Genomic DNA, 17,596 nt, shown 5'->3' with positions numbered 1-17,596 from the left:
GGCTTACCGTATTAAAAATCGTTACTTTGCCTTACATCATCCGGCCTATGTTAAAAACAATATTAGTAAAACTGAACCATTGGCGTGCACGACAAACCTCGCAACGTAGCTTCTTGATATTTTGCAGCGTACTGGTAGGCCTTGTTGGTGGCCTGTCGGCAGTAGCATTAAAGTATATGGTGCACTTAATGGAACACTTAAGCCGTGAGCTGGCTTTACATGTTCCATATCATTACAGCTTTTTATTACTGCCTGCCATAGGTTTACTTTTGGCTGTGGCCTACCAGCACGTCATAAACCGCGACCAGATACAGAAAGGGATCGGCAGCATTCTCATTAGCATTAAGAAGAATAAAGCGAACATGGCCTCCAACAATGCTTATTCTCACCTTATCAGCAGTTCGTTAACGGTAGGCTTTGGCGGCTCGTCGGGTTTGGAAGCACCAATTGTGTGTACGGGCGCGGCCATAGGGTCTAATATTGGCCGGTTCTTTAAACTAAATACTTACGAAAAAACCATACTGCTGGCAGCAGGTGCGGCGGCCGGTATTGCTGCTGTATTTAACAGCCCTATAGCAGGGGTGCTGTTTGCACTCGAAATTTTAATCGGCGAAATCACTATTCCTACATTTATTCCGCTACTAATTGCTTCGGCAACCGGCGTTGTAGTTGGTAAGGCATTGCACTCCGGTCAATTATTCCATTTGGTTACCGAAGGCTGGCTTATTGAAGCTCTGCCATTTTACCTCATATTAGGTATATTGAGCGGACTGATAGCGGTATATATTACCAAAGTTGCCGATAACCTGGAGAAAGGTATTTTTATGAAGCAAAATCGCTATGTACGTGCGGCTGCAGGCGGTTTGCTCCTGGGTATACTGATCTTGTTATTCCCGCCGTTGCTGGGCGAGGGGTATCATTACCTGCAAGCAATTCTGAATGGCAATATTGAGGTGCTGAAAGAAGAATCTCTGTATGCCGATTGGCTGTCGGAGCCATTGGTTATGCTGTTGTTTATTGCGGCATTAATATTAATTAAAATTATAGCGGCAGGAATAACCCTCGGAGCTGGGGGTAACGGTGGTACGTTTGCGCCCACCATGTTTACCGGCGCGTTTTTAGGACTATTGCTGGCTTATGGCGTTAACCAAACCGGCCTTATACATTTAAACACCAGTAATTTTATTGCAGTAGGTATGGCTGGCGCACTAAGCGGCGTTTTGCACGCCCCGCTAACGGCTATATTTTTGATTGCCGAAATTACCGGTGGGTATGTTTTGTTCATTCCGTTGATGGTGGTTTCTGCTATATCTTACATTATTGCACGGGCGTTTAATCCGCACAATATGTACTGGCATACGCTTATTCACGAAAAAGAGGTATATCCGGATGCTGACTACAGCACATTGAACAACATACAATTGGAAAGCATTATTAACAAGCAGTATACGGCGTTAAACCGGGATATGCCGGTGTCAGAATTTTATAATATTTTATCAGCCAGTAACGCCAATATTTTTGCGGTGCTTAACAACCATCACCAGTTGGAGGGCGTGATATGGATGGACGAAATACGCAAGCAACTGTTTAAGGCTAACCAACCTGATGCAGTAGTGGCCGACATAATGGTGCAACCTCCGGCTGTAATTAGCTACAGCCAGCCTGTAAGCAGCGTAATGAATGTATTTGACCAGTTGGATGTATGGCAGTTGCCTGTAATACGTGATGGTAAATTTGCAGGGTTTATATCTAAATCGGGCTTGCTTAACCAATACCGGCAAGTATTTATTCAACAGCACAAGGATGCTGATTTATTTGCAGCCCGTTCGGTACAGTCTCCGCACAGATAATTAAATGTGCATAATAGACACCGCAATGGTAAAGTAGATAATAAGCCCGGTAACATCAACCAGTGTGGCTACAAATGGTGCAGATGATGTGGCAGGGTCTAAGCCAAGGCGTTTAAGCAGTAATGGCAGCATGGAACCGGCTAATGATCCCCATAATACAATGCCAACCAGTGCCAAACCTACCGTTAAGCCAACTGATACCCAATGCGGACCATAAATATTGCTGAACAGTGTCCACATAAATATCCTGAAAAAGCCAATAACTCCCAGTGTAACGCCCAGCAATAGGCCCGACAGGATCTCGCGGCGCATTACGCGCCACCAATCTTCCACCGTAACCTCGCCCAATGCCATGGCCTGTATGATGAGGGTTGATGCCTGTGAACCGCTGTTACCACCGCTTGATATAATTAGCGGAACAAATAACGCCAGCACCACTGCTTTTGCAATTTGCCCTTCAAAATATCCCATTGCCGTAGCCGTTAGCATTTCGCCCAGGAAAAGAATAATAAGCCAGCCTACACGTTTTTTAACCAGCTTAAGCAGGGGCATATCCAGGTAAGGCTCGTCCAGTGCTTCGGTACCACCAATTTTTTGTATGTCTTCGGTATACTCTTCGTTGGCTATCCACAAAATGTCATCAACTGTTACTATACCCAGTAGTAGGTTGTTGTTGTCGGTAACGGGTAAAGCCACGCGGTTGTTCATCCTGAAGATGTTGATGGCTTCTTCCTGAGGGTCGTTCACTTTTAAAGAGATCAGCCGGTCGTCCATCAGGCCGCTTATTTTAGTGGCCGGGTCAACCAATAGTATTTCGCGTATACGTATATCATCCAGCAGAACACCGTTTTCGTCAATTACATAAATTACGTCGATGGTTTCGGAATTTTTACCATACCGCCTGATGTGCGAAAGAACCTGCACCACATCCCAGTTTTTTTTAACGGCAATGTAATCGGGAGTCATGAGCCGGCCAACGCTGTCTTCCTCATAACCCAGCAGGGCCAGGGCTTGCTTGCGGTCGTGCGGTGGCAGGTGCAGTATGAGGTTCTTTACTGTGTCGCCGTGCATTTCACTAAACAGCGATGTGCGGTCGTCGGGCGGCAGCTCGTTGATCAGTTCTGCAATCTTTTTTCCTGAAAGTTTTTTGAGCAGGCGTTCCTGGGTGGGGAAGTCGAGAATACGGAAAACGTTTACCGCCCGGTTAAGCGAAAGCAGGTCGAGAAAAACAGGGCCATGCTCGGGCAGTTCGCCCATCAGTTCCTCCACCTCCGATATGTTTAGGTTGTTCAAATAGTCGCGTAGCTGTTGTTTATCGTCGCTTTCCAGTAACAGCTCTACTTGTTCAACCATTTCTTCCATATCAGGCCCTCTTGTTTACATTTTTAGTGAATGTTTTCCGTTTACTTAACGCCCGCAAAAGTCGTTTATTTTTTCAAATTTTAAGGTTGTTTTTATATTATCTTTGCGGGAATTTTTGGTGGTGGTTATTGAGTTACTTTGTTATTAAGTTGATACAAGTAAGTTATTAAATAGTTGTAATATGAATTGCGCTATAAACCTCAATAACCTATGAGCCAATAACTAAAAAACGAAAAATGGGTTTACAATGTGGTATAGTAGGTTTGCCAAACGTGGGCAAATCAACGCTTTTTAACTGTTTATCAAATGCCCGCGCACAGGCGGCCAACTTTCCTTTCTGTACAATTGAGCCCAATGTGGGTGTAATTACCGTTCCGGATGAGCGCCTCACTAAGTTAACCGAACTGGTTAATCCGCAGCGCGTGGTGCCTAACGTAATTGAGATTGTTGATATTGCCGGTTTGGTAAAAGGCGCCAGTAAAGGTGAAGGCCTGGGTAACCAGTTTTTGGGCAATATCCGCGCAACCAACGCTATTATCCACGTACTGCGTTGCTTTGACGATGATAACGTAATACATGTTGACGGCTCTGTTGACCCGATACGCGACAAAGAAATTATTGATACTGAGCTACAGTTGAAAGATTTAGATTCGGTTGAAAAGAAATTACAAAAGATAGAGAAGGCCGCAAAAATTGGCGATAAGGATGCCAAAAAAGCGTTTGAAGTACTGAGCGTGTACAAAGATCATTTGCTTAGCGGTAAATCGGCCCGTACAGCACCGGTTGTTGAAGAAGATAAGGAACATATAGGTGACCTTTGGTTGCTTACCGCCAAGCCGGTGATGTATGTATGTAACGTGGGCGAAAGCGATGTAAACACGGGCAATACTTACGTTGAAAAAGTGCGTGACGCCGTTAAGGAAGAAAACGCCGAAGTGCTGATCATCTCTGCCCAAATTGAATCGGAAATTGCACAACTGGAAACCTACGAAGAACGCCAGATGTTTTTGGAAGACTTAGGGTTGGAGCAATCAGGCGTTACTAAACTTATTAAAGCCGCTTATAAGCTGTTAAACCTAAGTACCTACTTTACCGCGGGTGTGCAGGAAGTACGCGCCTGGACCATCACCAAAGGCTTTACAGCACCACAAGCAGCCGGCGTTATTCATACCGATTTTGAGAAAGGCTTTATCCGAGCTGAAGTAATTAAATATGAAGACTTTGTAAAGTACGGTTCAGAAAATGCCTGCAAGGAAGCCGGCAAACTAAGCGTTGAAGGCAAGACCTATATTGTAGAGGATGGCGACATCATGCACTTCAGGTTCAACGTATAGCGTTTGAGATCCAGGAAACAGGAGCCGGGAGCTAAGACTACAATATAAATAGGAAGTTTTCTCTTGGGTAGTGTTTCTTGGCTCTTGGTTCTAAAAAAACAATATATTTGCACCCGCAATGCTCCCGTAGTTCAATGGATAGAATTATGGTTTCCGGTACCATCGATAGGGGTTCGAATCCCTTCGGGAGCACGTCAAAGCGCTTTGGGATTGTCCTGAAGCGCTTTTTTATTGGATGTGTATAATTATTAATCAATTTAAACTGCAGTTCTTGTTTACGACTGCCAACTTGGTAAGTCTAACCCGATAGAACAAATGGCAGTGCCAGCACGGTCAGAACCATTGCTTTGGTATCCCCACTTACTTAACGAGCTTCTCAAAATCGATTTCTGGATCCTCATCGCCATAATAAGAGACTATACCATATTTGAATGCAACATGACAGAAGCTTAATCCATATTTGCGATAATATTGCTTGAAGAACTTTGTGTTCATCCGGTTCAGTTCTTTAGATAGCTTATCATAAGTGGTTTTACGTTGTTTAATTAAATAATCATTCAAGCTCTCTCGCAACTTGCACATCTGAGCTAGACTATCTCTCAGGTGATTCGAACAATAAGGTTTGCAATAGTCTTCTTACGTCTAAGTTGATATGTTTGAAAGTATAAAAGCTTAAGAGCTTCTTTATTTTTATATGAAAAGGTACTGTCTGCAGTATGTGCTAGAAGTTTGCGTACAATGCCGGCATGCTTTAATGTTGCTGACTCTTCTGACAAAGACCAGTGTAAAGACTGTATGCTTGCACTTATCTCTTTTGTTTGACCTGAATTGAGGTCCTTGACTGTAATAACAAGAATACTGGGCGCTGTAGATGGACCGGATTTGACAACTTCTAAATATGCTTTCTCCTCAAAACTTTGTGCATAAGTTAGTAAGGATATAAACACAAGGTACAGCAAAATGGCAAGTCGGTGCATTGAGGAAAAGGTTCGATGCTAAAGTAACAATTAATTAGTTAAGCCTGTGCTTGTACAAGTGCAGGATAGGTTTCTACTAAACTAGAATCTTTAACATGAGGATAGGTCGACATACAACGACTTTAACTTTATTTGGTAATATACAGTATAGTAAGTTATCACTAATCCTTAATCGATCCTTCAAATGTAATTCGGTAGTGATAAAATTGTACAGACAAGTGTCACTACAGTCAGAACCATAGCATCCCTTAGCTCGAAGAGGTTGTTTACGCGAGAAAGGCATGCTCTGGATCTTTAGGTTAGTCCGCTTTGAGACACGAGGAAGATAGGTATTACGCAACACCAATGCTTCTCAAAAGCAACCGCCAGATTTCGTTACGTTCAACAAGCTTTGCAAGCACGTTTCACTCCACTGCTCCATACGCGCAATGCAGCACATTTTTATTTCAATTCCTATATACTAATACCATCCGGAAATAGAATGTGCAGTTATTTTTGCCCTAGCTTCGCAATCTGTCACTCGCTTTGAGTTTAAGCAAAGGTGTTGCTCCATGAAACCTTTCTCTGCCGCTGGTAGCATTACGCTAACGCTCCATTACAACCAAAGTCAAGCGGTTTCCACAATTTTACTCACCTACGTATCGGAGAAGACTTCACAACTGTCATGGGATTTGATTACCTAAACGCACAGGCCCCAGCTTCAAATCCAACGCCAGTTTTTTGTGTGAAGCATTCCTTGTAGTCGCACTCCGTGCTTTCTCTACAAGGATCTTCTCCTCAATTCGTAGCCGGTTCGCGACGATTTGCAAATGGCAGACAAACTAAGTAAGTTGGGGCTACATATGAAACGCCTAACGATTACATCATTTATACTGCTCTTAGCCTTGTTCTCTAAGCTCAAATGCAAGAAAGTGATAAAATTTATTGGACAGCGCTTGATGAGTATACTAAGTATTTAGATACCGCTTACTCACAAAGGTCAGGTACTTTAGTTGAAAAAAGAGAGCTGTTTACTTGAAGAAGCAGGATTTTATTGATACAATTCCTGAGAAAGTAAATGGGTATCCGATAATACTTCTAACCTCTGAAAATTATAAAAGGCTATACAAAGAGCATAAAGGAAGGTTAACTCATACAATTATGTCTCCTGTTAAAGTTAGTGATAGTACCTTAGAGGTTACAATCGTACCTTATTCCGGAAATTTGAAGCGCAACCATCTTAAATTAGGAGTAAGTGGAGGATCCACAATTACCTTTCAATTTGATTGTGTGCAGCACAAGTTTATTGTTAGCAAAGTAAATAGTTGGGGCATATAACATGAATTGGATAATAAGATATAGTAGCAAGATGGAGTTCCATACTCATCTGAATGCGGTGCTGAAACCGATCATGGATGAAATCAAAGGTTGGAACTGGCTCATATCAGACCTGGATTACTTTCCGGACACAATAGCTAATCTACCTGTTGACTTCGAGCGCGATTACTTTATTCTTTCATCTGAAGAGTTTCGAACGCTGGTTGATGCAAACCCACAAATCATTTGGGGAGTGGTGTTAGGTATGCCAAGGACATCTACTATAAGGGTTGATGAGGAAAACTTGCCATATGCAGAATTCAATGAACTCATCTGGAAGAACGGCAACATACAGCACCCTAATGCGCAAGTAGAGATCGTTTGCTTTGATAGTGGTTACACCATAGTGAAATTCAGAGATCAGCACTTGTCGGATAAGTTTAAAGCTTACTTCGAAGAAGCTATTGAGCTTGAGTCGTTCAGCAATGATTCAGCGCCTAATTACTAGTATTTATAATTCTGTTAATTATGATGGAGAAGCTGCAAGCAAGACATATTAGTGATCAAGAGCTTCAATTGGTTAGCTATCTAATCAGTATGACAAAGATAGACCAGATGGACTCATTATACCAAATACTGTATATCCAATGAATGATGGTGGTATGGGAAGTATTCGCTTTGTAGAGAATGATGATCCCTACATATATCAAAGAGATTTAGTTCAAGCAGATTATACCGACGAAGATGATGTGCCAGTATTCATATCACTCAACTTGAATACAGATGATAAGTTATTCGAGCTTGACATCTTCAAAGGTGACTTTAGTCCATTGAAGATGTATCCTACACCTCAAGACTTGCGTCCCATGAGATAGTCCAAAGCTTCTTCCATTCAGGCCCTCACCCTCACTCCACTCGCATACGGCTTCGCAATCCTGCACTATAAATACAGATTGAAGCATTATATTTGACTTGAGTTGTTATTTTTAAAATCAGTTTCACGGTAGGTATGAGAATCACAGAACAAGAAATTCGAGAGGTATCAACCTTAATACCAATTGAACGTTACAAATACACGATTAAGAGAATTGCTGATGCAGAAAAGTTGTACTATTTGCAAGATAGCGATGGAAGTTGGGCAGTATCCGAAGTTAGGGATAAAACACTTTTTCCGATATGGTCTGCAGAAGAGTTTGCTAGGATGTGCATCAATGGCGCTTGGGCTAACTTCAATGTCATTGAGGTTGTCTTAGAGTTGTTTCAGGAGGAACTAATTTATGCAATTCAAGATGAAGGCTTTCTGTTAAATGTATTTCCTGTCAATGACACAACGGGTTTCGTGGTTAATATTGAGGAGTTTGTGCGGGACTTAACAGACGAACTACAGAATTATTGACAGAATCAATTACACTCAGCTGCTATTAAGCTCTTCTATCCTGTAGTTTATTTTCATTTATAAATGATTTGAGACGTTGACGAAGTGTTAATCACAAAAGGGTGCCTCACGCTCGCAAATAGTCACAGACGCATTAAGCTTAAACTCCATTAAAGATCATCCTGTCTTAACTTAAAGTGGGATGAATTCCTATTACGGCATCTTTGCAAACAGTACAAACCAGTCCAACCTCTAAGCCTGACCCTAGGTAGTCATTGTGATGGTTAATAACAAATTCTGGTAGGCTATATTTAAGACGAAGTTTCTCAATATCTAACACACAATTAAAGTATACCCACTCACGGCAGTTAGACGACCATGCTTTACCTCTAAATGTTTCTTGTTTGCCTGCCCAATAATAGGTCTCCTTCTAAAGCTTGTAGGTGTTCACATACTAACATAGTTTAAAGATATGGATTGTAACGTCATCTATTCTCTTCTCAAAGTTAGCTGAGCCATCCGCACACAGGTTGAGCTATGGTTAAAATATATATTACCTTAGCAAGATATGCCCTTTACCTTTGCTCATCCAGCTATTGTGTTACCATTAGGTAACTTAAGTAAAAGATGGTTTTCTTTGACTGGCTTAGTAATAGGCAGCATGACACCAGACTTTGAATACTTCATACGCATGAGGGTTAAAAGTATCTACAGTCATACTTTAACAGGGTTGTTTTGGTTTGACTTACCTCTAGGTCTGATACTTGTTTATATTTATTTGAGATGGGTTAAAAAACCTTTAATAGATCATCTCCCCAAACCGTTGAACGAAAGATTGTCATCTTTCAAAGCACACTCAATAGATATAGGGTTCTCTTGGATGTACTTCGCAGTTTTAAGCGTATCTATACTTATAGGTACCGCATCACATTTACTTTGGGATGGCTTTACGCATCCGACAGGATACTTTGTTTCTGCCGTACCCATACTAAAACATATAGAACACATAGGAAGTCATCAGGTTTACACTTATAAGCTGTTCCAGCATCTTAGTACTTTACTTGGTTTGGCCGTTATCTTAATTGCCACTTTTAAGCTACCTAAGCATAGGCAAATCTTACATGTAGACATTAGTAGCTATTGGTTTCAAACAGCAGGAGTTACAGCAATAACACTTTTAATACGATTACTTAGTGGTCTTTCCTATCGTCAGTACGGCCACGTAGTTGTTACCGCCATTGCTGGTTTTTGGTTGGGTTTGCTCTTAGCATCAGTACTGTCTTTGAGAAAAGGAAGATTAGATTGACTTCATTCTCACCACAAAGTTACCCTCACATCCGCACATAGTCGCTAACACTTCAAGGTAGTATCTCGTAATTGGGTATCCTTTAAGTAGCGCTCGCCACAACTCTGTGTGCTCTCATTACCCCACCACATGAATACCGGACTGGGGTAGTTTAAGCACATTATTGAATGCGAATCTAAAATAATATTAAAACCCTTGGATTAGCTATAGAAATCCTCATTCTTGAAATATGCGTACCAGCTTAAAACTCATTATCTTAGTTTGTTTCTGTATAGCTTCCTGTAAACCAACGCCATCGGGAAAGCTACCAGCCGACTCGTTTTATACTGACACCGGGGACTTTGACATGGCCCGGATTCCGCTTATTAAGCCTTATGAGGCTACTGTTCCAGCTACAGGTAACCAAGATTGGATTGTGGTATCAACTGATACAAGTGTAGTACCGTTAACTATTCCAGGAACAAAGGAAGTAAGGGTTGTAAAGGACATCATATTGGTACATAGCAAAAACACTGCGTTGGATTATCAACCTATCAAAGAAGCTTGGTTCGTAATTCTTCGAGCTAAGCGGAAAGTGAAAGGCTTTAAGTCTCATCAGGAGCACTTAACCTTAATTAAACAGATGGGACTTCCGTACGAGCCTGAGTTATACAGAATGAGCGATGTATTTGACTACTTTGATCGCTATGGCTATATCAACTGGAAGAAGATGTAATGGAATTGATTAGCCAACTACTGACATTAGTATATAATAGCCAGGGGTATTCCTTCTCTCGTCTAAAGTAAGCTTCCGGCCATCAAATTGTACACTTCGTTTAAGGTAGTACATGAACCCTGGGTATCCTTTTACAGTCTCAATATCTCCAGCTTGCTGTCAGCAATTCCCGTCTTAATACAGGCGCAATACATTGTAAGCATAGATTGCAAACTTAGCCTGAACCTGGTTGTTAGGGTTTAATGTTATTTTATAATAAGCAGTTATAAACATTTGAAAATGGAAACAGCAGTGCCCGGTTTATTTTTGTACCCTGATTTTATTGACGAGGCCAGAGAAGAGCAGTTGTTAAACGAAATTGACAGCCAAACTTGGATTGTAGATTATTTAAGAAGACTGCAATATTACGGCTATCGCAATGAACTGGACAAACCTTATGATCTGATACCTTTTCCGGTCACCATGCCGCCACTGATGCACCAACTATCCCAGGAAATGGTGGAGAAGAGTATCATACTGCTGCAGCCGGATCAGGTAATTATTAACGAATATGTTCCGGGTGAGGGCATCAAGCCCCATAAGGACAGAGCTTACTACGAAAATCAGATCTGTGGCGTAAACCTTGGAAGCGGCTGCATCATGCGGTTTATCAGGGGTAAGAACGAGGAAGTGATAGACGTGGAAATTCCGAGACGCTCTGTATACGTTATGCAGGATGACGCCCGTAAAAAGTGGAAGCATGCGATCCCGCCCAGGAAGAAAGATAACATAGACGGTAACATAAAGCACCGCGAAAGAAGGGTGTCTATTACATACCGTAAAGTCAAACCTAAAAAAGTACGCCCTATCAATCCTGAGGGTAAAGTTGCTAAACTGTTAGACGAGACATTTGGTATAAGCCTTGAGCAACTAAAAGACTTAGGCTTAGCTTAATGATTATACACAGTCGTTGAACTTATAATTAAACCCCATTTTGGCGGAAAGAAGTAATCAATGCGCTGGTGGGAGCTTTGGAAGTTTACCTGACTCTTTACAAGTTGAAATAGCTCACATGAACTCACTAAGCAATGACTTTTACAGAGGCTACAAAGTGAGCACTACAGTGGTTAATGGTTACTACATGCCTTACTATATCGAGTTTACAGAGCCTGAGCAAAGCTATATGTGGCTTAAAACTTTAAAGGAACCTGCATCTAAGTTTGATAAACCATTTGAACCTGTAAGAGCAATGCACAGCCTATCAATGGCATTCAGGGTAGCTTATTTTAGACAGGCTACTATACCTTAACGACACATACAAACTAATTATTATCTTGGACATCATTTTGCATAAAACCACATGTTCAAATCACTTCTAGCATTATCACTTTGGTGCTCTTTCGCATGCTTACACGCCTTTGCTTAGCAGACGAGAAACATCCCTTTGGTAGTCCAGGTCAATGATGAATTAGAACTTCACTTAACAGCATTGAAGTTAAGCATTCAAAATGGTGACTCTATCAAAGTGATTTATGCTGATTATGCTCCGGGGCGTTTAATAGTTAACGAAACGGATGGAGAAAGTGTGCTTGATGCGTCTAAAGTAATACTTACGTTTGACCACTATGCTTATCCAAAAGGTAATCAGACTTTGGACAATTTAAAGGTGACCTTCTCATCTGAACTATTTAAGCAACGCTATCTAATCATAAACTTCTATGTTTTCAGTGATAAGCGATACAAGCACTGGTACAAAATGAACGATGACCAAGAGTTTGCTGTCAATCTAACTTATCCCAACAGTGGCATCCTTGTAAGAAAGAAGTAATAGTAAAATTGGGCTTTCTATCCCATATTCCCTTAATGGTATTCAAGGTAGCCGCTTTTAGAGGTTTACCGTTTAAAGTAGTTTACTTAGCTTTATACCTAAATCTATGTCGATTATGCGTAAAGTCGCCTATAACGTTGCCCACCCAGACGTTTTGAAGCTAATGATATATGAATTTGATGGTGGAGCATACCTCTTCGGTTATGATAATCTTGCTGACACTGCATGCACTTGGGATGAGTGGTATGAGTCAATTGAAGAGGCAGAGGAACATGCCAATAGCAAGTTCAATGTAAACACAGAAGACTGGATTATAATAGCAGAACCTTGCTCAACCTGCAAACATGATCTTATAACTACTACGGGCGTTGAGTTAAGCGGTAGGAAGTTACTTAACTTTAAGGGCCTGACCGGGAACGAAAGGTTGTATTTAAGTGGATTGATAAAAGAGTTTGACAAGGCCAACGTAGCTGATAAATTAAAAGCTAGGAGGATACTCGAAGCACTGAACTTTGATCAACTATCCATTACGGAGTTGCTTTAACATATTCCTTTACAATCTTCCCTTATAAAGAGTAGTCAAGCGCTCAATTGATTCTTTAAAAGTTAAACTGCTTAAATAAACACCTTATAGTTAGATTAGTACTCCTTTATACAATGAGTAGTCTCGACATTAAGCAACACCAGTTCAATCTTGTCTCCATTAAAGACCTGGTCAATGACATAGATATTAGTGAAAGCAAATGGAACGACACGTTCGATAGCTTAACAAAAGACTGTGAGGCATTTTATTTCTATAGCAGCAGATTGAATCTTATGGATGACGAGTACCAGCCCTTACTAAACTCTCTTGCTGATAAGACTATGATTGACGACAATGGCAGCTACTGGCGGGTGCTATGTAGACTTAAACCAATTGCTTTGATGTTCAACCGGAAGCAACTGGCAAAGCTGTGGCAATACTATGAGCATCCGGCATTAATTGCTCTCAAGCACGAAAGAGATGAAGTTACATTAGTTGCAAAGTGTAAGACCAAGTGCTACTACGATGAAATCATCAGCGCTATCAATGGCGCAGCGGTTATATACCAGGGCATGGAACTGGATGTTGTGTGGATAAAGACCAGCTAGAGAAATGCAACATTATTCTTATTCAGGTATAGATGCTATACCTGAATAAGAATAATGTTGCACTATATTTGAATACGAGTACCTAACTGAAGGCTATTAGTTACTACAATCGCTGGTTTACGCTTGTAGAGCGTAACCTTACCACTGACATGCATCTTGCTGTCAATCCATGTTCTAGGATCGGATATAATATTTCTTCCTTTAATGAGAATGGCGAGAGCATCCTTTTGAGTTCTAGTTCCGATGTAAAGTACAACCAGCCTATCATTAATGACCTTGTAACTGTATATAGTGTCGTTAACGTAAACATCAGAACCGACCAACTTACTTGCCTCCACCGCTGATAATCCTGGTTCGTCCTGATTCATCAACTTATGACCAAGTAGCTTTTCAACTTCCTCCTTGGTTTGCGCTGATGCTTTACAAGTTAACAATGCTACAAAGGCTATGATAAGCAGGCGTTCCATACTATGAAGATAAGGAAAGATTGCTACATTGCAGTAAGTAAATTATGAACCTAAGAGCGTCAACTTTTAAACAAAGAATGCTAAGTCCACTCGGCATTGCTACCATATGTTCTCTCTTAGCGTGCAATCAAACTGTCCACAGGAAAAACGAAATAACAAAGATAGAGTTCGCAACGAGTGGAATGTGTAGATTACCTAAAAGGGCTATGATGCTTGACAGTTCTCTTGCTTTCAAATTTTATGTTGATAGTGGATATTGCAATACTGAAGGGCCACCAATTAAGCTTTACAATGGAACTGTAAGCCGGGAGCTATGGGATACTTTGAACATAAAGCTGGAACAAGTCAACTATAAGCAGATTGATTCTATAAATAAGGAAGAGCGTGAGATCAATGATGCTTACGGAGTAGAGATAATTGTTCACTTGAATGGAAAAACAAAAAGAATAAGCAAACATCTCTCGCCATATCCGATAACACCTTTAGACAGTCTTATTAATTGGTTGATTAACACTCCCTCTACAATACTCTTAAAACCATCGAAAGATACATTCCAACTTACAACTACCTACCAGAAGCGCACTTTTGTTGATTAGACAGATCCGTTTTACGCCATATTGGTTAGAATCTTAATTTGTAATCGAAAATGCTACATTGCAGAGAGTAACCATGAACTTAACAGCCTTAACTTATAAACGAAGCACCCAATTGCTTGCTATGGTAAGCCTAGGCTTATTGACGGGATGTGTAAGACAAGAGATTAAGGAAATCACTCGGGTAGAATATGCTAAAAGCACTTGCTTAACCCCATGCATTCCTATGGCTATCAGCATGGACAGTTCTCTTCGTTATCAGTTTTATGCCGATAGTTCCTATGTTAAGCGTGCAATTGCGCAAAGAAGTTATAGAGGAAGGATTAATAGACGATTGTGGAACGAATTAACTGACAAGCTTGACAGCATTGATTACAAGCACTTGGATACATCGCGCATGCAGTTCCCGAGTGATGTTCAGCATGTTGAGCTAATTGTGTATAGAGGTGATAACAAGATAAGATTGGAGACAGAAGGCAGTAGCAGTAAAGTTGGTAAAGTGCTTGCATGGATTGGTGACACCTATAAATCTGTCAAGCTAAAACCAATAACAGACACTCTACAGTTTAATGCCACCTTACAGCTTGATCCACGTCTTAGACAAAGACAATAGCTTGAACGCTCTCTTACAACAGGTGTAAGCGTCTTAGCTTGTAAACGGAATATGCTACTTTAGACACTCATATGGGCCTACTCAATCGACTCTGTAGCAAACGCCTACCTAAGCCAAATACGCTATTAGGTATGGTTCTTTTACCTGATGAGACATCGTTTTCCATTAAACGCCTGGTTGAAGATTACCGTCTTTATTACAGTGAAGTCATAGAACCGAATGGTGACAACGTATCATCAGCATTCAAATTACAAGGTGAACAGATAGGGCTAATGAATATCAACGGTCCGGTGCCAGCTGATGATATTGCGGAAACAGCACAATACACTTATAGCTGGAAACATGCAAGTGAAGATTTAAAAGACCAAAAAGCCCATATCATCATTGCCATCATGGATGGTAGTTATGGTATAGTTAAACGCTTTAAGCTGCAAACCCAACTCATTTGCAGTGTGCTCAGAATAGGCGTTTACATTAGAGAGCAATCGCTACTTATACCCAAAGAGCAATACTTGCGAGACGCACAGGACATCGGAAGCACAGCCTTACCAACGTAGATGCTGTAAATACAGACTTGAAAAGACAAAAATTTCAGGGACATTATCTCTGCCGAATATGGATATAATCGGTAGAGGTAATGCCTCAGATGTACAGCCAGTGTTAGATATTTTTAGACGGATACTATTGAGATAGTACTTACTGCGGAGTTCCGAAAATATCGATCTTTTCGGCACCTTTAGAGCTATTGGTCTCTGTAACCCTGATGTGTGTAGCATCGCTGCAACGCATATCGGTGAACCTTGCCTTGGTCATTGGCCATTCTTCATTTTTAGATCCACGGTATAAAGTGGTGTAAAGCCATTCTGCACCGGTAACGTGCGCTTTGGTTGGCTGTACGGGCTTGCCTTCATTGCGAACCTGATCTATGGCGTTCACCCGCTTGAACTGCTTGGCTGCCTCGTATGTGAAGCCGGATGCGTCAACGTTGGTTTCAAATCTTTTTTCTGGATGGTTCATGTCCTGAATAATCATGCGCAGCTTTTTGGGGCCTGCCATTTTGATCGTCATCTGTATTTTATCTCCGGGGTGCCAGGTGTATTTAGCTGAATCGGGAGCGCTTTTCCAATAACCTGCTCTCCAGAAAGGCCTCCATGCGTTTCGGCGTGCACTTTTGCGACCGGATGCATCGGTTGAGAACTCCCAGGTTAAACCGGCATCAAGTTCCTGATCGGCCGAATTACCACCCATATAAACAGAAAAGTTATCTAACGGCTGCTTGGTACGGGAATCCAAGCGGTCCTCATCAACAGTGGGCTGGCCAAGTACCACTACTCCCGTTATACCACTCCAGTTATCAAAACTGGTTACTGCCTTGCGGTAATAAGCACCCGGGAAGCAGTCAATGGATGCCGCTGGCGGCACTTCTTTCTCTACGAGGGTCGTATTTTGTGCCTTACAAGCAGCCAATGTAATAGCTACACCGGTGTACAGTAGTAATTTCTTAAAGTTCATTTTGATTGATATTGGATTTGTAACCATTAACACCATAAAAAACGAGATATGCATAGCAAACAACAGGAATCATGAAAGCGATGAGCCAGGTAGCATGATCCTTTACGTATCCTTGCGAGAAGGAGACGATCGCCCCGCCGGCTATGGCTGTTGAAAGTATGCCCGAGGCCTGCGTAGTGAACTTACCTACACCTTGTACAGACAGCGAAAATATGATAGCGAACATTACAGAGTTACATAAGCCAACGGCTATCATGCTCCATACGGCCAAAGAACCGGCGCTGTTTACCGATACAAGAATCAGGATAGTGGCCATAGTTGCACAAATAGTAAGTACCGCCGACGGCTTTACCGACCGCAGAACCCATGAACCAACCAAACGCCCAACCAACATACTTCCCCAATAAAAAGCAACGTATGTATTAGCCTGGTCAACAGGAATGTTCAAAGTGTCAGCAATATAATTGGTTAGGAACGTGCCAACCGATACTTCTGCGCCTACATACACAAAAATGCCAATGGTGCCGAAGTTGAGGTTACGGAACGAGAATAAATTAGTGTTGGTGTATGAAACGGTGTCGACGTTACTACTAGGCTTTAGGTTCGGAAGCTTAAGAAATGCCACCACCAAGGCTATCAATACAAGCAAACATCCAATACCGATGTACGGATACCGAACAGCATCGCTTGAACTTGTAGATTCCTGCAGGCGCGAAAGAATGAAGTAAGCTCCGAAGATAGGGGCGATTGTTGTCCCGATGGATCCAACAGCTTGTATTAGTGTAAGCCTTGATGATGCAGTTTTAGCAGGTCCGAGAATGGTAATGTAAGGGTTAGAAGCAACCTGTAGAAGCACAACACCTATAGCCAGCACAAATAGTGCCGCCAGAAATATATAGTACTGGTGAAATATGGACGCAGGTACAAATAAAAACGCACCGAATGCAGATACCAGCAGTCCCATCATCATACCGTTCTTATAACCCGTACGTTCTATAATTTTTCCGGCTGGGAACGACATGATACCATAAGTCAGAAAAAAATAGAATTGCACCAGTGATGATTCGGAGTAGGTAAGCGTAAATCCTTTTTTAAAAAAAGGCACAAGCGTATCGTTTAAACAGGTGATGAACCCGTTCATAAAATACAAAACTGCCAGCGAGGTAAGTGCAGTGGTATAGTTCTGCTGTTTGTGATCTAAGGGCTCAGTTAACACTGCTCCACCAGAGGGGATACTTGCCATTATTTATATTTTGTT

At 41.5% G+C, this 17,596-nt stretch carries 19 protein-coding genes and 1 tRNA gene; 16 read left to right on the top strand and 4 right to left on the bottom strand.

The window, feature by feature from the left end:
- Positions 1-47 precede the first annotated feature (47 nt).
- Entirely contained in the window at positions 48-1,850 is a 1,803-nt protein-coding gene (locus tag ABDD95_RS14670; protein ID WP_345948090.1) for a chloride channel protein, read from the top strand.
- Here ABDD95_RS14670 and mgtE read toward each other — a convergent pair whose 3' ends face one another.
- The gene (gene mgtE, locus ABDD95_RS14665; protein ID WP_345948089.1) at positions 1,851-3,212 is read right to left on the bottom strand and encodes a magnesium transporter; all 1,362 of its coding nucleotides are present in this window, start codon (positions 3,210-3,212) and stop codon (positions 1,851-1,853) included. It abuts the gene before it with no gap.
- A gap of 236 nt (positions 3,213-3,448) precedes the next feature.
- Here mgtE and ychF point away from each other — a divergent pair, with 236 nt between their 5' ends.
- The 12 genes from ychF to ABDD95_RS14605 all read left to right on the top strand — a co-directional run bounded on the left by ychF (position 3,449) and on the right by ABDD95_RS14605 (position 13,153).
- Positions 3,449-4,546, top strand: a complete 1,098-nt coding sequence (gene ychF, locus ABDD95_RS14660) for a redox-regulated ATPase YchF (protein WP_345948088.1) — start codon at positions 3,449-3,451, stop codon at positions 4,544-4,546.
- 120 nt (positions 4,547-4,666) lie between these two features.
- Positions 4,667-4,738 (top strand) — tRNA-Arg (locus tag ABDD95_RS14655).
- A 2,103-nt stretch (positions 4,739-6,841) separates the two neighbouring features.
- Positions 6,842-7,327, top strand: coding sequence for a hypothetical protein (locus ABDD95_RS14650; protein WP_345948087.1), 486 nt, complete (start codon positions 6,842-6,844; stop codon positions 7,325-7,327).
- 139 nt (positions 7,328-7,466) lie between these two features.
- Complete coding sequence (locus tag ABDD95_RS14645; protein WP_345948086.1) at positions 7,467-7,694, top strand: hypothetical protein; 228 nt, start codon at positions 7,467-7,469, stop codon at positions 7,692-7,694.
- A gap of 134 nt (positions 7,695-7,828) precedes the next feature.
- Positions 7,829-8,215, top strand: a complete 387-nt coding sequence (locus tag ABDD95_RS14640; protein ID WP_345948085.1) for a DUF2750 domain-containing protein — start codon at positions 7,829-7,831, stop codon at positions 8,213-8,215.
- 547 nt (positions 8,216-8,762) lie between these two features.
- A complete protein-coding gene (locus tag ABDD95_RS14635; RefSeq protein WP_345948084.1) occupies positions 8,763-9,500 on the top strand; it encodes a DUF4184 family protein in 738 nt (245 codons plus the stop codon).
- A 229-nt stretch (positions 9,501-9,729) separates the two neighbouring features.
- Complete coding sequence (locus tag ABDD95_RS14630; protein ID WP_345948083.1) at positions 9,730-10,215, top strand: hypothetical protein; 486 nt, start codon at positions 9,730-9,732, stop codon at positions 10,213-10,215.
- A gap of 279 nt (positions 10,216-10,494) precedes the next feature.
- On the top strand, positions 10,495-11,148 hold the full coding sequence (locus ABDD95_RS14625) for an alpha-ketoglutarate-dependent dioxygenase AlkB (protein ID WP_345948082.1): 654 nt from the start codon (positions 10,495-10,497) through the stop codon (positions 11,146-11,148).
- 118 nt (positions 11,149-11,266) lie between these two features.
- The gene (locus ABDD95_RS14620; protein ID WP_345948081.1) at positions 11,267-11,503 is read left to right on the top strand and encodes a hypothetical protein; all 237 of its coding nucleotides are present in this window, start codon (positions 11,267-11,269) and stop codon (positions 11,501-11,503) included.
- Positions 11,504-11,638: 135 nt separating this feature from the next.
- Positions 11,639-12,022, top strand: a complete 384-nt coding sequence (locus ABDD95_RS14615) for a hypothetical protein (RefSeq protein ID WP_345948080.1) — start codon at positions 11,639-11,641, stop codon at positions 12,020-12,022.
- A 115-nt stretch (positions 12,023-12,137) separates the two neighbouring features.
- Positions 12,138-12,566, top strand: a complete 429-nt coding sequence (locus ABDD95_RS14610; protein WP_352432908.1) for a hypothetical protein — start codon at positions 12,138-12,140, stop codon at positions 12,564-12,566.
- Between the two features lie 113 nt (positions 12,567-12,679).
- Complete coding sequence (locus ABDD95_RS14605; RefSeq protein WP_345948078.1) at positions 12,680-13,153, top strand: hypothetical protein; 474 nt, start codon at positions 12,680-12,682, stop codon at positions 13,151-13,153.
- 62 nt (positions 13,154-13,215) lie between these two features.
- On the opposite strand, the gene ABDD95_RS14600 is transcribed toward ABDD95_RS14605, so the two are convergent.
- A complete protein-coding gene (locus ABDD95_RS14600) occupies positions 13,216-13,620 on the bottom strand; it encodes a hypothetical protein (RefSeq protein WP_345948077.1) in 405 nt (134 codons plus the stop codon).
- Positions 13,621-13,826: 206 nt separating this feature from the next.
- On the opposite strand from ABDD95_RS14600, the gene ABDD95_RS14595 reads away from it, so the two are divergent.
- The 3 genes from ABDD95_RS14595 to ABDD95_RS14585 all read left to right on the top strand — a co-directional run bounded on the left by ABDD95_RS14595 (position 13,827) and on the right by ABDD95_RS14585 (position 15,383).
- Positions 13,827-14,216, top strand: coding sequence for a hypothetical protein (locus tag ABDD95_RS14595; protein ID WP_345948076.1), 390 nt, complete (start codon positions 13,827-13,829; stop codon positions 14,214-14,216).
- A 73-nt stretch (positions 14,217-14,289) separates the two neighbouring features.
- Entirely contained in the window at positions 14,290-14,826 is a 537-nt protein-coding gene (locus tag ABDD95_RS14590; RefSeq protein WP_345948075.1) for a hypothetical protein, read from the top strand.
- Between the two features lie 131 nt (positions 14,827-14,957).
- Positions 14,958-15,383: a hypothetical protein gene (locus ABDD95_RS14585; RefSeq protein WP_345948074.1), complete on the top strand. Its 426-nt coding sequence runs from the start codon at positions 14,958-14,960 to the stop codon at positions 15,381-15,383.
- A gap of 139 nt (positions 15,384-15,522) precedes the next feature.
- Here ABDD95_RS14585 and ABDD95_RS14580 read toward each other — a convergent pair whose 3' ends face one another.
- Positions 15,523-16,338, bottom strand: coding sequence for a hypothetical protein (locus ABDD95_RS14580; RefSeq protein ID WP_345948073.1), 816 nt, complete (start codon positions 16,336-16,338; stop codon positions 15,523-15,525).
- Positions 16,328-17,581, bottom strand: a complete 1,254-nt coding sequence (locus tag ABDD95_RS14575; protein WP_345948072.1) for a sugar MFS transporter — start codon at positions 17,579-17,581, stop codon at positions 16,328-16,330. Before ABDD95_RS14575 ends, ABDD95_RS14580 begins: the two co-directional genes overlap by 11 nt.
- Positions 17,582-17,596 lie beyond the last annotated feature (15 nt).

It is taken from the genome of Mucilaginibacter sp. PAMB04274, assembly GCF_039634385.2.
Lineage (GTDB): Bacteria > Bacteroidota > Bacteroidia > Sphingobacteriales > Sphingobacteriaceae > Mucilaginibacter.
The sequence above is the reverse complement of the archived record's forward strand: the minus strand, read 5'-3'. Positions and strand labels throughout refer to the sequence as shown.